This window comes from Streptomyces sp. NBC_00669, assembly GCF_036226785.1.
Taxonomy (GTDB): domain Bacteria; phylum Actinomycetota; class Actinomycetes; order Streptomycetales; family Streptomycetaceae; genus Actinacidiphila.
Genome location: NZ_CP109018.1, coordinates 3,801,770 through 3,817,618 on the forward strand (window position 1 = coordinate 3,801,770; position 15,849 = coordinate 3,817,618).

The window sequence follows — 15,849 nt, forward strand, 5'->3', positions numbered from 1 at the left end:
CGCGGGGAACTACCGCACGAACACGCCCGCCTTGTCCGCCAGGTCGAGGAAGTACTGGGGGGCCAGGCCCAGGACGAGGGTGACCGCGACGCCGACCGCGATCGCGGTGGAGGTCAGCGGGGAGGGGACGGCGACCGAGGGGCCGTCGGGCTTCGGCTCGCTGAAGAACATCAGCACGATGACGCGGATGTAGAAGAACGCCGCGATCGCCGAGGAGATCACACCCACGATCACCAGGGGCATCGCGCCGCCCTGCGCCGCCGCCTTGAAGACCGCGAACTTCCCGGCGAAGCCGGACGTCAGCGGAATGCCGGCGAAGGCGAGCAGGAAGACCGCGAAGACCGCGGCGACCAGGGGCGAGCGCCGGCCCAGCCCCGCCCAGCGGGACAGGTGGGTGGCCTCGCCGCTCGCGTCGCGCACCAGGGTGACCACCGCGAACGCGCCGAGGGTCACGAAGGAGTACGCGGCGAGGTAGAAGAGCACCGAGGACACACCGGACTTGTCGGTGGCGATCACGCCGGCGAGGATGAACCCGGCGTGCGCGACCGAGGAGTAGGCGAGCAGCCGCTTCACGTCGGTCTGGGTGACCGCGATCACCGCACCGGCGATCATCGTGGCGATCGCCACGCCCCACATCACCGGCCGCCAGTCCCAGCGCATCCCGGGCAGCACCACGTACAGCAGCCGCAGCAGGGCGCCGAAGGCGGCGACCTTCGTGGCCGCGGCCATGAACCCGGTGACCGGGGTGGGCGCGCCCTGGTAGACGTCCGGCGTCCACATGTGGAAGGGCACCGCGCCGACCTTGAAGAGCAGCCCGACCGTGACCATCGCCAGCCCGATCAGCAGCAGCGCGTCGTTCCCGGTGGTGTCGGCGAGCGCCGGGGTGATCTTGGCGGTGCCGTCGATCACCGAGGAGATCCCGGAGTACGACACGGTGCCGGCGTAGCCGTACAGCAGGGCGATACCGAAGAGCAGGAAGGCCGACGAGAAGGCGCCGAGCAGGAAGTACTTGACGGCGGCTTCCTGCGACAGCAGCCGGTTGCGGCGGGCCAGCGCGCACAGGATGTACAGCGGCAGCGAGAAGACCTCAAGGGCGACGAAGAGCGTCAGCAGGTCGTTCGCGGCCGGGAAGACCAGCATCCCGCCGACCGCGAAGAGCAGCAGCGGGAAGACCTCGGTGGTGGTGAACCCGGCCCGTACCGCGGCCTTCTCCTGGTCGCCGCCGGGCACCGCGGAGCCCTGAGCGGCGAAGGAGTCGACGTGGTTGCCGTGCGCCTTCGGGTCGAGCCGGCGCTCGGCGAAGGTGAAGACCGCGACCAGCGCGACCAGCAGGATGGTGCCCTGGAGGAAGAGCGCCGGGCCGTCCACGGCGACCGCGCCCATGGCCGCGATGTGTGCCTTGGTGGTGCCGTAGCCCTTCTCGGCGAGCGCCACCACGGCGGCGAACGCGGCGGCCAGGCCGACCACGGCCAGCACCACCTGCGCGGTGTAGCGGGACCTGCGGGGCACGAACGCCTCGGCGAGCACCCCCACCATCGCCACACCGAAGACGATCAGCACCGGTGAGAGCTGCGCGTACTCGATGTGCGGGGTGGGGAAGCGGTCCGTGGTGGACGCGGCGCTCGTCCACAGGGTGTGGACGGCGGGTCCCGTATGCAGTGCGGCGCTCACTTCTTCGCCTCCAGCGCGGGCTTGGGGTCGGTCTTGTGCACGTCGGAGAGCGTGTGCTTGACCGACGGGTTGACGATGTCCGCCACCGGCTTCGGGTACACGCCGAGGAAGAGCAGCAGGGCGATCAGCGGGGCGACCACCAGCACTTCACGCGCCTTGAGGTCGGCCATGCCCTCGATGCCGGCCTTCACCGGGCCGGTCATGGTCCGCTGGTAGAGCACCAGCACGTACAGCGCGGCGAGCACGATGCCCAGGGTGGCGATGATGCCGAGCACCGGGTAGCGGCTGAACGTGCCGACCAGCACCAGGAACTCGCTGACGAACGGCGCGAGCCCTGGTAGCGACAGCGTGGCCAGACCGCCGATCATGAAGGTGCCGGCGAGCACCGGCGCGACCTTCTGCACCCCGCCGAAGTCGGAGATGATCCGCGACCCGCGCCGGGTGATCAGGAACCCGGCGACCAGCATCAACGCGGCGGTGGAGATGCCGTGGTTGACCATGTAGAGCGTCGCGCCGGACTGGCCCTGGCTGGTCATCGCGAAGATGCCCAGGATGATGAAGCCGAAGTGCGAGACGGACGCGTACGCGATCAGCCGCTTGATGTCGCGCTGGCCGACCGCGAGCAGGGCGCCGTAGATGATGCTGATCACCGCGAGCACCAGGATCACCGGCGTCGCCCACTTGGACGCCTCCGGGAAGAGCTGGAGGCAGAAGCGGAGCATCGCGAAGGTGCCGACCTTGTCGACCACCGCGGTGATCAGGACCGCCACCGGCGCGGTGGCCTCGCCCATCGCGTTCGGCAGCCAGGTGTGCAGCGGCCACAGCGGCGCCTTCACCGCGAAGGCGAAGAAGAAGCCGAGGAAGAGCCACCGCTCGGTGGAGGTGGCCAGGTGCAGGTGCCCGGAGGCGCGGGCGGAGAGGATCTCCTGCAACGAGAAGGTCCCGGTGCCCAGTTGCTGCGCGGTGGCGGCGTACAGGCCGATGATCGCGGCCAGCATGATCAGCCCGCCGACCAGGTTGTAGAGCAGGAACTTCACCGCCGCGTACGAGCGCTGGCGGGCCGCCTCCTCCTCGCCTGCCGCGTGCGCGCGGTCGCCGAAGCCGCCGATGAGGAAGTACATCGGGATCAGCATGGCTTCGAAGAAGATGTAGAAGAGGAAGACGTCGGTGGCCTCGAAGGAGAGCACCACCATCGCCTCGACCAGCAGGATCAGCGCGAAGAAGCCCTGGGTGGGCCGCCAGCGCCGGTTGGGGTCGGGCCCTTCGAGCGGGTCGGCGTCATGCCAGCCGGCGAGCATCACGAACGGGATCAGCAGCGCGGTCAGCGCCACCATGACGACCGCGATGCCGTCCACGCCCAGGTCGTAGTGGAGCCCGAAGCTCTTCACCCAGGTGTGCGACTCGGTGAGCTGGTAGCGGTCGCCGTGCGGGTCGAAGCGCACCATCGCGATGATCGCCAGCACCAGCGTGCCGAGCGAGAAGGCCAGCGCCGTGTACTTGGCGGCGACCCTCCGCGCGGCGGGCACGGCCGCGGTGGCGATGGCGCCGACCGCGGGCAGTACCGCAGTGGTGGTCAGCAGAGGAAACGACATGAGCTATCAGACCGCCCTCATGAGAAGGGTCGCGGCGACCACCACCGCGGTACCGCCGAGCATGGAGACGGCGTACGACCTGACGTAGCCGTTCTGGAGCCGGCGGAGCCGTCCGGACAGGCCGCCGACGGAGGCGGCGGTGCCGTTGACGACGCCGTCGACCAGGGAGTGGTCGAGGTAGACCAGCGAGCGGGTCAGGTGCTCGCCGCCGCGGACCAGCACCACGTGGTTGAAGTCGTCCTGGAGCAGGTCGCGGCGGGCCGCCCGGGTGACCAGGCTGCCGCGCGGCGCGGTCGCGGGCACCGACCGGCGCCCGTACATCAGCCAGGCGATGCCGACGCCGACCACCAGGCAGACCAGGGTGGCGGCGGTCAGCGTGCCGGTACTGAGGGGCGAGTTGCCCTCGCTGTGCCCGGTGACGGGCTCCAGCCACTTCACGAACGCCGAGTTGATGCTGAACAGGCCGCCGGCGAAGACCGAGCCGATCGACAGGATGATCATCGGGACGGTCATCGACTTCGGCGACTCGTGCGGGTGCGGCTCGTGGCCTTCCGCGTCCGGGACCCAGCGCTTCTCGCCGAAGAACGTCATCAGCATCACCCGCGTCATGTAGAACGCGGTGATCGCGGCGCCCAGCAGGGCCGCGCTGCCGAGAATCCAGCCCTCGGTGCCGCCCTTGGCGTAGGCCGCCTCGATGATCTTGTCCTTGGAGAAGAAGCCGGACAGCCCGGGGAAGCCGATGATCGCGAGGTAGCCCAGGCCGAAGGTGACGAAGGTGATCGGCATGAACTTGCGCAGGCCGCCGTAGCGGCGCATGTCCACCTCGTCGTTCATGCCGTGCATCACCGAGCCGGCGCCGAGGAACAGCCCGGCCTTGAAGAAGCCGTGCGTGACCAGGTGCATGATCGCGAAGACGTAGCCGATCGGGCCGAGCCCGGCCGCCATGATCATGTAGCCGATCTGCGACATCGTGGAGCCGGCCAGCGCCTTCTTGATGTCGTCCTTGGCGCAACCGACGATCGCACCGAAGAGCAGCGTGACCGCGCCGACGGTGACCACCGCGGTCTGCGCGTCCGGCGCCGCGTTGAAGATCGCGCCGGAGCGGACGATCAGGTAGACGCCCGCGGTCACCATGGTCGCGGCGTGGATCAGGGCCGAGACCGGGGTCGGGCCCTCCATCGCGTCGCCGAGCCAGGACTGCAGCGGCACCTGGGCCGACTTGCCGCAGGCGGCGAGGAGCAGCATGAAGCCGATGCCGGTGATCGTGGCGTGCTGGGTGGCGGAGGCGCCCGCCGCCCTCGGCAGCACGTTGGAGAACGCGAACGAGCCGAAGGTGGTGAACATCAGCATGATGCCGATGGACAGGCCCATGTCGCCGACCCGGTTGACCAGGAACGCCTTCTTCGCCGCGGTCGCCGCGCTCGGCTTGTGCTGCCAGAAGCCGATCAGCAGGTAGGACGCCAACCCGACGCCCTCCCAACCCGCGTACAGCAGAAGGTAGTTGTCGGCGAGCACCAGCAGCAGCATCGCCGCGAGGAAGAGGTTGAGGTAGCCGAAGAAGCGGCGGCGGCGCTCGTCGTGCTCCATGTAGCCGATCGAGTAGATGTGGATCAGCGTGCCCACACCGGTGATCAGCAGCACGAACGTCATCGACAGCTGGTCGAGTTGGAAGCCGACCTGCGCCTGGAAGCCCTCCACCGGCACCCAGGTGAACAGGTGCGAGTGCAGGGCGCGGGCGTCGGCGTGCTTGCCGAGCATGTTGACGAAGAGCACCACGCCGAGCACGAACGACAGCAGCGCGAGCAGCGTGCCCAGCAGGTGGCCGGTGCGGTCCAGCCGGCGGCCGCCGGTGAGCAGGATGCCCGCGCCCAGCAGCGGTGCCGCGACGAGCAGTCCGATCAGGGTTTCCACGTCTCGCAGCCCCTTACAGCTTCATCAGGTTCGCGTCGTCGACCGAGGCCGAGTGGCGGGTTCGGTAGATCGACACGATGATCGCCAGGCCCACCACGACTTCGGCGGCGGCCACGACCATCGTGAAGAACGCGATGACCTGCCCGTCGAGGTTGCCGTGCAGCCGGGAGAAGGTGACGAACGCCAGGTTGCAGGCGTTCAACATCAGCTCCACGCACATGAACACGACGATCGCGTTGCGCCGGATCAGCACTCCCGCCGCGCCGATGGTGAACAACAGCGCCGCGAGATAGAGGTAGTTCGCCGGGTTCACTTCGCACCCTCCTCGGCGGAGGCCGGGGCCCGCTCGCCGTCTTGCTCCAACTCGGGCTGTTCCGGAGCGCGTTCCAGCCACTCGTCGGAGCGCTGGTCCAGTTCGGCCAGCCGCCGCATCGCGTCCCGCGACACGTCGCGGATCTGGCCGCGCTCGCGCAGCGTGGAACTGACCGACAGTTCGGAGACCGAGCCGTCGGGCAGCAGCGCCGGGACGTCCACCGCGTTGTGCCGGGCGTAGGTGCCGGGCGCCGGCAGCGGGGTGACCTGCTTGCCCTCGCGGACCCGGGCCTCGGCCAGCTCGCGCTGGGTGCGCCGCTCCTCGGTCCGCTCGCGGTGGGTGAGCACCATCGCGCCGATCGCGGCGGTGATCAGCAGCGCGCCGGTGATCTCGAACGCCCACACGTACTTGGTGAAGACCAGGTGGGCCAGGCCCTGGACGTTGCCGCCGTCCGCCGCGTTGGCCCCGCCGGTGCCGGCGAAGGTGTCCAGGGAGGCGTTGGCGATGCCGGCGATCAGCAGGATGCCGAAGCCGAGGCCGCACACCGCGGCCATCCACCGCTGGCCCTTCAGCGTCTCCTTGAGCGAGTCGGCTGCGGTGATGCCGACCAGCATGACGACGAAGAGGAAGAGCATCATGATCGCGCCGGTGTAGACGACGATCTGCACCACGCCGAGGAAGTACGCGCCCTGGGCGAGGTAGAAGACCGCGAGGACGATCATGGTGCCGGCCAGCGACAGCGCGCTGTGCACCGACTTCTTCATCAGCACGGTGCCCAGCGCGCCGATCACGGCGACGGTGCCCAGCACCCAGAACTGCACGGCCTCGCCGGTGGAGGTCTGGTAGCCGGCGGCGAGTTGCAGCGACTGCATCGAGCCGGTCATGCTTCCTCCCCCGTCCCGGCCGGGGCGGCGCCGCCGGGGGCGACGGTCTCCGCCGCCTCCGGCTCACCGGTGTACGGGTTCTCCACCGGCACCGACTCGTCCGCCTTCTCGCCCTTGGAGACGGCGACCTGCCGTACGGTGCCGGGCGCGGCCTCGGTGACCTGGCCGCGGTAGTAGTCGCCCTCGTCCATGCCGGGGAAGATCGAGTGCGGCGACTCGACCATGCCCTCCTCCAGGCCGGCGAGCAGCTGCTCCTTGGTGAAGATCAGCGACTCGCGGGTGCGGTCGGCGAGTTCGTACTCGTTGGTCATGGTCAGCGCGCGGGTCGGGCACGCCTCGATGCACAGCCCGCACAGGATGCAGCGGGCGTAGTTGATCTGGTAGACGCGGCCGTAGCGCTCACCCGGGGAGTAGCGCTCCTCCTCGGTGTTGTCCGCGCCCTCCACGTAGATCGCGTCGGCCGGGCAGGCCCAGGCGCACAGCTCGCAGCCGATGCACTTCTCCAGCCCGTCCGGGTGCCGGTTGAGCTGGTGGCGGCCGTGGAAACGCGGCGCGGTCGGCTTCTTGTACTCGGGGTACTGCTCGGTCAGCCGCTTCTTGAACATGGCCTTGAAGGTCACGCCGAAGCCCGCGACCGGGTCCAGGAACTCAGGCATCGCCGTCCTCCGTGTTCTCCGTCTGCGCGGCGTCCTGTCCGGGCGAGCCGGACACGCCGGACGCACCTGGTGCGCCTACGAGTTGGGCCTGTGCACGGCTGGGCCGCCGTGGCACCCGCTCGGGCTGCTGGCCCGGCAGCGGGGGCACCGGATAGCCGCCCGCCATCGGGTCGAACCGCTCCTGCGGGGCCAGTGCGCCGCCGCCCGCGGCTTCCTTCCGTTTCTCCTCGCGGTCCCGGAAGACGTCGATGACCAGCGAGATCAGCAGCAGCGCGACGACCGCGCCACCGATGTACAGCACGATCTTCGTGAAGTCGTAGTTCTCGTTGCGCATCGCCTTCACGGCGGCGACCAGCATCAGCCAGACCATCGAGACCGGGATGAGCACCTTCCAGCCGAGCTTCATCAGCTGGTCGTAGCGGACCCGGGGCAGGGTGCCGCGCAGCCAGATGAAGAAGAAGAGCAGCAGCTGGACCTTGATCACGAACCAGAGCAGCGGCCACCAGCCGTGGTTGGCGCCGTCCCAGAAGGTGGTGATCGGCCAGGGTGCCCGCCAGCCGCCGAGGAAGAGGGTGGTGGCGACCGCGGAGACCGTCACCATGTTGACGTACTCGGCGAGCATGAACAGCGCGAACTTGATCGAGCTGTACTCGGTGTTGAAGCCGCCGACCAGGTCGCCCTCGGACTCCGGCATGTCGAACGGCGCCCGGTTGGTCTCGCCGATCATCGTGCAGATGTACACCAGGAAGGAGACCGGCAGCAGGATGATGTACCAGCGGCCGTGCTGCGCCTCGACGATGGTCGAGGTGGACATCGAGCCGGAGTAGAGGAAGACCGCCGCGAAGGACAGGCCCATCGCGATCTCGTAGGAGATCATCTGCGCGGAGGCGCGCAGGCCGCCCAGCAGCGGGTACGTCGAGCCGGACGACCAGCCGGCGAGCACGATGCCGTAGATGCCGACCGACGCCGTGGCCAGGATGTAGAGGATGCCGATCGGCAGGTCGGTGAGCTGCATCGCGGTGCGGTGGCCGAAGATGGACACCTCGTTGTCGGCCGGGCCGAAGGGGATCACCGCGAACGACATGAACGCGGGGATCGCGGCCACGATCGGCGCGAGGATGAAGACCACCTTGTCCGCGCGCTTGACGGTGAGGTCCTCCTTCAGCATCAGCTTGATGCCGTCGGCGAGCGACTGGAGCATGCCCCAGGGGCCGTGCCGGTTCGGGCCGATCCGCAACTGCATCCAGGCGACGACCTTGCGCTCCCACACGATGGAGAAGAGCACGGTCAGCATCGCGAACGCGAAGCAGAACACCGCCTTGATGACGATCAGCCACCACGGGTCGGTGCCGAAGAACGACAGGTTCTCCGTGGTGGTGGCGGCGAGTTGGCTCCCGCCGGTGGACAGGGCGGTCATGACTGGACCTCCGCGCTGAGCGAGACGACCTGCCCGGGGCGGGCACCGGTGTCCGAAGTGACGCCGTGGCCAACGGAGTTGAGCGGCACCCAGACCACCCGGTCCGGCATCGGGGTGACGGCCAGCGGCAGCGCCACGGTGCCGTCCGGGCCGGCCACGGTGAGGATCTCGCCGTCGCCCACCCCGACCTCCGCGGCGGTCGCGGCCGACAGCCGGGCGACGGCCGCGTGCCGGGTGGCGGCCAGCGCGTCGTCGCCGTCCTGCAGCCGGCCCTGGTCGAGCAGCAGCCGGTGCCCGGCGAGCACCGCCTGGCCCGAACCGGGCCTGGGCAGCGGCACGGACGTCTCGGCGGGCGCGGTCGCGTGGGTGCCGGACCATCCCCCTGCCTGCGGCGTGGGAGCCCCCACTAGCCGGTCGAGTTCGCGGCGCGCGGCCCGCACGTCGGACAGGCCGAGTGCGACGTCCATCGCGTCGGCGAGCATCGTCAGCACCCGGGCGTCCGGGAGCTGGTGCCGGGTGGTGGCCTGGTCGGGCTTGATCGCGGCCTCGAACATCCGGGCCCGGCCCTCCCAGTTGAGGAAGGTGCCGGACTTCTCCACGACCGCGGCGACCGGCAGCACCACGTCGGCGCGCTCGGTGGCCTCGCTCGGCCGCTGCTCCAGGCTGACCAGGAACCCGACGTTGCCGAAGGCGATCCGGGCCCGGGCCGGGTCCGGCAGGTCCGCGACCTCGACGCCGCCGACCACCAGCGCGGCCAGCTCGCCGTCCGCCGCGGCCTCCACGATCTGCCCGGTGTCGCGGCCGAACCGGGTCGGCAGGGCCGGCAGGCCCCACACCCGGGCGACCTCGTCCCGGCCGCGCGGGTCGGTGACCGGGCGCCCGCCGGGCAGCAGCCCGGGCAGCACCCCCGCCTCGACAGCGCCGCGCTCGCCGGCCCGGCGCGGAATCCACGCCGTCCGGGCGCCGGTCGCGGTGGCCAGCCGCAGCACGGCGGTCAACCCGCCGGGCACCGCGGCCAGCCGCTCGCCGACCAGGATCACCGCGCCGGGCTTGCGCAGTGCCTCCGCGGCCAGCCGACCCGCCTCGTCCAGGCCCACCCCGCCGGCCAGCGCGTCCAGCCACTCCGGTTCGGTGCCGGGCGCGGCCGGCAGCAGGATGCCGCCGGCCTTCTCCAGGCCGCGCGAGGTGTAGGTGGCCAGGGCGTACGCCTGCTGCTTGCTCTTGCGGTGCGCCTTGCGCAACCGCAGGAAGACCCCCGGGGCCTCCTCCTCGGCCTCGAGTCCGGCCAGCAGCACGGTCGGCGCCTGCTCCAGCGCCCGGTTGGTCACCCCGCTGCCGTCCAGGTCGACTCCGTGTCCCGCTACGTGGGCGGCGAGGAAGTCGGCCTCCTCGGCGGAGTGCGCGCGGGCCCGGAAGTCCACGTCGTTGGTGCCGAGCGCGACCCGGGCGAACTTGCCGTACGCGTAGGAGTCCTCGACGGTGAGCCGGCCGCCGGCCAGCACCGCGGCCCGGCCGTGCGCCGCGGTCAGTCCCGCCGCCGCGGCGGCCAGCGCCTCCGGCCAGCTGGCGGGGGCGAGTTCACCGTCGGCGCCGCGCACCAGCGGGTGGGTGAGGCGCTCGGGCCGCTGCGCGTAGCGGAAGCCGAACCGGCCCTTGTCGCACAGCCACTCCTCGTTGACCTCCGGGTCGTTGGCGGCCATCCGCCGCATGACCTTGCCGCGGCGGTGGTCGGTACGGGTGGCGCAGCCGCCGGCGCAGTGCTCGCACACCGACGGCGAGGAGACCAGGTCGAAGGGGCGGGAGCGGAACCGGTAGGCGGCGGAGGTGAGCGCGCCGACCGGGCAGATCTGGATGGTGTTGCCGGAGAAGTACGACTCGAACGGGTCGCCCTCGCCGATGCCGACCTGCTGGAGCGCGCCGCGTTCGAGCAGTTCGATCATCGGGTCGCCGGCGATCTGCTGGCTGAACCGGGTGCAGCGCGCGCACAGCACGCACCGCTCGCGGTCCAGCAGCACCTGCGCGGAGATCGGCACCGGCTTCTCGAAGGTGCGCTTGCGGCCCTCGAAGCGGGAGTCGGGGTCGCCGACCGACATCGCCTGGTTCTGCAGCGGGCACTCGCCGCCCTTGTCGCAGACCGGGCAGTCCAGCGGGTGGTTGATCAGCAGCAGCTCCATCACCCCGCGCTGCGCCTTCTCGGCGACCGGCGAGGTGAGCTGGGTGGTGATCACCATGCCGTCGGTGCAGGTGATGGTGCAGGACGCGACCGGCTTGCGCTGGCCCTCGATCTCCACGATGCACTGGCGGCAGGCGCCGGCCGGGTCGAGCAGCGGGTGGTCGCAGAACCGGGGGATCTCGATGCCCAGTTGCTCGGCGGCGCGGATCACCAGGGTGCCCTTGGCCACCGAGATCGGGATGCCGTCGATGGTGACCGAGATCAGGTCTTCAGGGGGCGGCGCCGGCTGCCCACCGGAGGGTGCGTTCGTAGTGATGGTCACGCGTGGGCCTCCGTACGGGACTTGTCGGCCCAGGCGGTGGAGCGGGCCGGGTCGAAGGGGCAGCCCTTCTGCTCGATGTGCTCCTCGTACTCCGAGCGGAAGTACTTCAGCGAGGAGAAGATCGGGGCGGCGGCGCCGTCGCCCAGGGCACAGAAGGACTTGCCGTTGATGTTGTCGGCGATGTCCTGGAGCTTGTCGAGGTCTTCCGGCCGGCCCTTCCCGGCCTCGATGTCCCGCAGCAACTGGACCAGCCAGTAGGTGCCTTCACGGCACGGCGTGCACTTGCCGCACGACTCGTGGGCGTAGAACTCGGTCCAGCGGGTGACGGCCCGCACCACGCAGGTCGTCTCGTCGAAGCACTGCAGGGCCTTGGTGCCGAGCATGGAGCCGGCCGCGCCGACGCCCTCGTAGTCCAGCGGCACGTCGAGGTGCTCGTCGGTGAACATCGGGGTCGAGGAGCCGCCGGGGGTCCAGAACTTCAGCCGGTGGCCGGGGCGCATCCCGCCGCCCATGTCGAGCAGCTGGCGCAGCGTGATGCCGAGCGGGCCTTCGTACTGGCCGGGGCGGGCGACGTGGCCGGAGAGCGAGTACAGCGTGAAGCCCGGGGACTTCTCGCTGCCCATCGACTTGAACCACTCCTTGCCGCGCTGGATGATCGCGGGAACCGAGGCGATCGACTCCACGTTGTTCACCACGGTGGGGCAGGCGTACAGGCCCTCCACGGCGGGGAACGGCGGGCGGAGCCGGGGCTGGCCGCGGCGGCCCTCCAGGGAGTCCAGCAGCGCGGTCTCCTCGCCGCAGATGTAGGCGCCGGCGCCCGCGTGCACGGTGAGTTCGAGGTCGAAGCCGGTGCCCTTGATGTTCTTGCCGAGGTAGCCGGCGGCGTACGCCTCGCGCACCGCCTCGTGCAGCCGGCGCAGCACCGGGACGACCTCGCCGCGCAGGTAGATGAAGGCGTGGTGCGAGCGGATCGCGTAGCACGCGATCACGATGCCCTCGATCAGGGAGTGCGGGTTGGCGAAGAGCAGCGGGATGTCCTTGCAGGTGCCCGGCTCGGACTCGTCGGCGTTGACCACGAGGTAGTGCGGCTTGCCGTCGCCCTGCGGGATGAACTGCCACTTCATGCCGGTGGGGAAGCCCGCGCCGCCGCGGCCGCGCAGGCCGGAGTCCTTGACGTAGGCGATCAGGTCGTCCGGGGCCATCGCGAGCGCCTTGGTGAGCGCTTCGTACCCGTCGTGCCTGCGGTAGGTCTCCAGCGTCCACGACCGCGGGTCGTCCCAGAACGCCGACAGTACGGGCGCGAGCAGTTTCTCGGCCGGTTCGACGGTCATCACTCGCCCTCCTCCTCGGTGGCGTGGTCCACGTGCTCGGCCACCGGGTCCGCGGGGTGGGCCGGGTCGGACTCGGCGGTCTGCGCGGGCGCGTCGTGCGAGCTGGGGTGCTGCGCGGGCGACGGCGAGGTGGCGGTGTCGTACGTCCCGGCTTCGCCGCTCGGCGAGGCGTCGCGCTGGCCGACCACCTTCGGCGCGGGCAGCTCGCCGCGGTGCAGCCGCAGGCCCGCCAGCGAGGCGGGGCCGGCGCCGCCGGTCGCCTCGACGGCGCCCTCGCGCTCGTCGGGGAAGCCGGCCAGGATGCGGGCGGTCTGCCGGTAGGTGCACAGCGGGGCGCCGCGGGTCGGGCGGACCTCGCGGCCGGCGATCAGGTCGTCGACGAGCCGCTTGGCCGACTCGGGGGTCTGGTCGTCGAAGAACTCCCAGTTGACCATCACCACGGGCGCGAAGTCGCAGGCCGCGTTGCACTCGATGTGTTCGAGGGTGACCTTGCCGTCCTCGGTGGTCTCGTCGTTGCCGACCCCGAGGTGCTCCTTCAGCTCCTCGAAGATCGCGTCGCCGCCCATCACCGCGCACAGCGTGTTGGTGCAGACGCCGACCTGGTACTCGCCGGACGGCTTGCGCCGGTACATCGTGTAGAAGGTGGCGACCGCGGTGACCTCGGCGGTGGTGAGGCCCAGTTGCTCGGCGCAGAACCGGATGCCGGTGCGGGTGACGTACCCCTCCTCGGACTGCACCAGGTGCAGCAGCGGCAGCAGCGCGCTGCGCGAGCCGGGGTAGCGGGCGATCACCTCCTTGGCGTCGGTCTCCAGCCGGGCCCGGACGTCGGCCGGGTAGTCGGGGGCGGGCATTTCGGGGATGCCCAGGGACACACCGGGGGAGCCGCTGCCCTGTGAGAGCTCGGTCATCGGTCGACACCTCCCATCACGGGGTCGATGGACGCCACCGCCACGATGACGTCGGCCACCTGGCCGCCCTCGCACATCGCGGCCATGGACTGCAGGTTGGTGAAGGACGGGTCGCGGAAGTGCACCCGGTACGGGCGGGTGCCGCCGTCGCTGACGACGTGCACGCCCAGCTCGCCCTTGGCCGACTCGACGGCGGCGTACGCCTGTCCGGGCGGTACCCGGAAGCCCTCGGTGACCAGCTTGAAGTGGTGGATCAGGGCCTCCATGGAGGTGCCCATGATCTTCTTGATGTGGTCCAGGGAGTTGCCCATGCCGTCCGGGCCGAGCGCGAGTTGCGCGGGCCAGGCGATCTTCTTGTCCTCGACCATCACCGGCCCGGGGGCGAGCCGGTCCAGGCACTGCTCGACGATCCGCAGGCTCTGGTGCATCTCCTCCAGGCGGACCCGGAAGCGGCCGTAGGAGTCGCAGGTGTCGGTGGTCGGCACCTCGAAGTCGTAGTTCTCGTAGCCGCAGTACGGGTCGGCCTTGCGCAGGTCGTGCGGCAGGCCGGCGGCGCGCAGGATCGGGCCGGTGGCGCCGAGCGCCATGCAGCCGGTCAGGTCCAGGTAGCCGACGTCCTGCATCCGGCCCTTGAAGATCGGGTTGCCGGTGGCGAGCTTGTCGTACTCCGGCAGGTTCTTCCGGAACTTCTTCACGAACTCGCGGATCTGGTCGACCGCGCCGGGCGGCAGGTCCTGGGCGAGGCCGCCGGGGCGGACGTACGCGTGGTTCATCCGCAGCCCGGTGACCAGCTCGAAGATGTCGAGGATGTACTCGCGGTCGCGGAAGCCGTAGATCATGATGGTGGTCGCGCCCAGCTCCATGCCGCCGGTGGCGATGCAGACCAGGTGGGAGGCGATCCGGTTGAGCTCCATCATCAGCACCCGGATGACGCTGGCCCGGTCCGGGATCTGGTCGGTGATGCCGAGCAGCTTCTCCACCGCGAGGCAGTAGGCGGTCTCGTTGAACAGCGGCGTGAGGTAGTCCATGCGCGTCACGAAGGTGGACCCCTGGGTCCACGTCCGGAACTCCATGTTCTTCTCGATGCCGGTGTGCAGGTAGCCGATGCCGGAGCGGGCCTCGGTGACCGTCTCGCCGTCGATCTCCAGGATCAGCCGGAGCACGCCGTGGGTGGACGGGTGCTGCGGGCCCATGTTGACGATGATCCGCTCGTCGTCGGCCTTGCCCACGGTCTCGGCGAGCTCGTCCCAGTCCCCACCGGTGACGGTGAACACCCGGCCCTCGGTGGTCTCCCGCTCCTCGGCTTGTTGGGGGGCGGTGTATCCATAACTCATGAGTACGACCTCCGCTGGTCGGGAGCCGGGATCTGGGCACCCTTGTACTCGACGGGGATGCCGCCGAGCGGGTAGTCCTTGCGCTGCGGGTGGCCGGGCCAGTCGTCCGGCATCATGATCCGGGTGAGCGCGGGGTGGCCGTCGAAGACGATGCCGAAGAAGTCGTAGGTCTCGCGCTCGTGCCAGTCGTTGGTCGGGTAGACCGGGACCAGCGAGGGGACGTGCGGGTCGGCGTCGGGCGCGCTGGTCTCGATCCGGATCAGCCGGCCGTGGGTGAGCGAGCGCAGGTGGTAGACCGCGTGCAGCTCGCGCCCGGTGTCGCCGGGGTAGTGCACGCCGCTGACGCCGGTGCACAGCTCGAACCGCAGGGCGGGGTCGTCGCGCAGCGTGCGGGCGACCCGGACCAGGTGCTCGCGGGCGATGTGGAAGGTCAGTTCGCCGCGGTCGACGACGGTCTTCTCGATCGCCTCGGCCGGCGGCAGCCCCTGCTCCTCCAGGGCGCCCTCCAGCTCGTCGGCGATCTCGTCGAAGGGGTCGCCGTAGGGCCGGTTGGTCGCGCCGGGCAGCCGCACGGTACGGACCAGGCCGCCGTAACCGGTGGTGTCGCCGCCGTTGTTGGCGCCGAACATCCCCTTGCGGACGCCGATCACCTCGCCGGCGTCGTGGCGCTGCGCGGGCACCCCGCCCTCGGCGGGCTCCTCCGGCAGTTGGGGCGGGTTGGGGGTGGCGGTCATCGCAGGAGCCCCTTCATCTCGATCGTGGGGAGCGCCTTGCGCGCCGCCTCCTCCGCCTCGCGGGCGGCGGCCTCGCGGTTCACGCCGAGCTTGCCGTGCTGGATCTTCTCGTGCAGCTTGAGGATCGCGTCGAGGAGCATCTCGGGGCGGGGCGGGCAGCCGGGCAGGTAGATGTCGACCGGCACCACGTGGTCGACGCCCTGCACGATCGCGTAGTTGTTGAACATGCCGCCGCTGGAGGCGCACACGCCCATCGAGATCACCCACTTGGGGTTCGGCATCTGGTCGTAGACCTGGCGCAGCACCGGGGCCATCTTCTGGCTGACCCGGCCGGCCACGATCATCAGGTCGGCCTGCCGCGGCGATCCGCGGAAGACCTCCATGCCGAACCGGGCCATGTCGTACCGCCCGGCACCGGTGGTCATCATCTCGATGGCGCAGCAGGCGAGGCCGAAGGTGGCCGGGAAGACCGACGCCTTACGCACCCAGCCCGCCGCGGTCTCCACCGTCGTCAGCAGGAATCCGCTCGGCAGTTTCTCTTCGATACCCATGGGTTGGCTCCTGGTCTCCTCGGTCCCCTGGTCGCCGTCAGTTGCCGGAACT

At 70.5% G+C, this 15,849-nt stretch carries 13 protein-coding genes; all 13 read right to left on the minus strand.

Features of this window, described 5'->3' with window-relative positions:
* Positions 1-9: 9 nt before the first annotated feature.
* From nuoN to OG896_RS15660, 13 genes are read right to left on the minus strand one after another with little or no spacing between them, the layout of a single operon-like run.
* Positions 10-1,671 carry an NADH-quinone oxidoreductase subunit NuoN gene (gene nuoN, locus OG896_RS15600; protein ID WP_402447050.1) on the minus strand — a complete coding sequence of 554 codons (1,662 nt, stop codon included), beginning with the start codon at positions 1,669-1,671 and terminating at the stop codon, positions 10-12.
* Positions 1,668-3,263, minus strand: a complete 1,596-nt coding sequence (locus tag OG896_RS15605) for an NADH-quinone oxidoreductase subunit M (RefSeq protein WP_329365948.1) — start codon at positions 3,261-3,263, stop codon at positions 1,668-1,670. The genes nuoN and OG896_RS15605 overlap by 4 nt, the downstream gene beginning before the upstream one ends.
* A gap of 6 nt (positions 3,264-3,269) precedes the next feature.
* Positions 3,270-5,174, minus strand: a complete 1,905-nt coding sequence (nuoL, locus tag OG896_RS15610; protein WP_328467847.1) for an NADH-quinone oxidoreductase subunit L — start codon at positions 5,172-5,174, stop codon at positions 3,270-3,272.
* A gap of 13 nt (positions 5,175-5,187) precedes the next feature.
* Positions 5,188-5,487, minus strand: coding sequence for an NADH-quinone oxidoreductase subunit NuoK (nuoK, locus tag OG896_RS15615; protein ID WP_103887016.1), 300 nt, complete (start codon positions 5,485-5,487; stop codon positions 5,188-5,190).
* Positions 5,484-6,371 (minus strand): NADH-quinone oxidoreductase subunit J, encoded by an 888-nt coding sequence (locus OG896_RS15620; RefSeq protein ID WP_328467843.1) that lies wholly within the window; start codon positions 6,369-6,371, stop codon positions 5,484-5,486. The genes nuoK and OG896_RS15620 overlap by 4 nt, the downstream gene beginning before the upstream one ends.
* Positions 6,368-7,027 (minus strand): NADH-quinone oxidoreductase subunit NuoI, encoded by a 660-nt coding sequence (nuoI, locus tag OG896_RS15625; RefSeq protein ID WP_328467841.1) that lies wholly within the window; start codon positions 7,025-7,027, stop codon positions 6,368-6,370. Before nuoI ends, OG896_RS15620 begins: the two co-directional genes overlap by 4 nt.
* Positions 7,020-8,444: an NADH-quinone oxidoreductase subunit NuoH gene (gene nuoH, locus OG896_RS15630; protein ID WP_328467839.1), complete on the minus strand. Its 1,425-nt coding sequence runs from the start codon at positions 8,442-8,444 to the stop codon at positions 7,020-7,022. The genes nuoI and nuoH overlap by 8 nt, the downstream gene beginning before the upstream one ends.
* Positions 8,441-10,939 (minus strand): NADH-quinone oxidoreductase subunit G, encoded by a 2,499-nt coding sequence (locus OG896_RS15635; protein WP_329365951.1) that lies wholly within the window; start codon positions 10,937-10,939, stop codon positions 8,441-8,443. The genes nuoH and OG896_RS15635 overlap by 4 nt, the downstream gene beginning before the upstream one ends.
* Positions 10,936-12,270, minus strand: coding sequence for an NADH-quinone oxidoreductase subunit NuoF (gene nuoF, locus OG896_RS15640; protein ID WP_329365953.1), 1,335 nt, complete (start codon positions 12,268-12,270; stop codon positions 10,936-10,938). The genes OG896_RS15635 and nuoF overlap by 4 nt, the downstream gene beginning before the upstream one ends.
* Positions 12,270-13,178 (minus strand): NADH-quinone oxidoreductase subunit NuoE, encoded by a 909-nt coding sequence (gene nuoE, locus OG896_RS15645; RefSeq protein ID WP_329365955.1) that lies wholly within the window; start codon positions 13,176-13,178, stop codon positions 12,270-12,272. The genes nuoF and nuoE overlap by 1 nt, the downstream gene beginning before the upstream one ends.
* On the minus strand, positions 13,175-14,512 hold the full coding sequence (locus OG896_RS15650; RefSeq protein WP_328467831.1) for an NADH-quinone oxidoreductase subunit D: 1,338 nt from the start codon (positions 14,510-14,512) through the stop codon (positions 13,175-13,177). Before OG896_RS15650 ends, nuoE begins: the two co-directional genes overlap by 4 nt.
* A complete protein-coding gene (locus OG896_RS15655) occupies positions 14,509-15,246 on the minus strand; it encodes an NADH-quinone oxidoreductase subunit C (RefSeq protein WP_328467829.1) in 738 nt (245 codons plus the stop codon). The genes OG896_RS15650 and OG896_RS15655 overlap by 4 nt, the downstream gene beginning before the upstream one ends.
* Positions 15,243-15,797, minus strand: coding sequence for a NuoB/complex I 20 kDa subunit family protein (locus tag OG896_RS15660; protein ID WP_093785987.1), 555 nt, complete (start codon positions 15,795-15,797; stop codon positions 15,243-15,245). Before OG896_RS15660 ends, OG896_RS15655 begins: the two co-directional genes overlap by 4 nt.
* Positions 15,798-15,849: the final 52 nt, after the last annotated feature.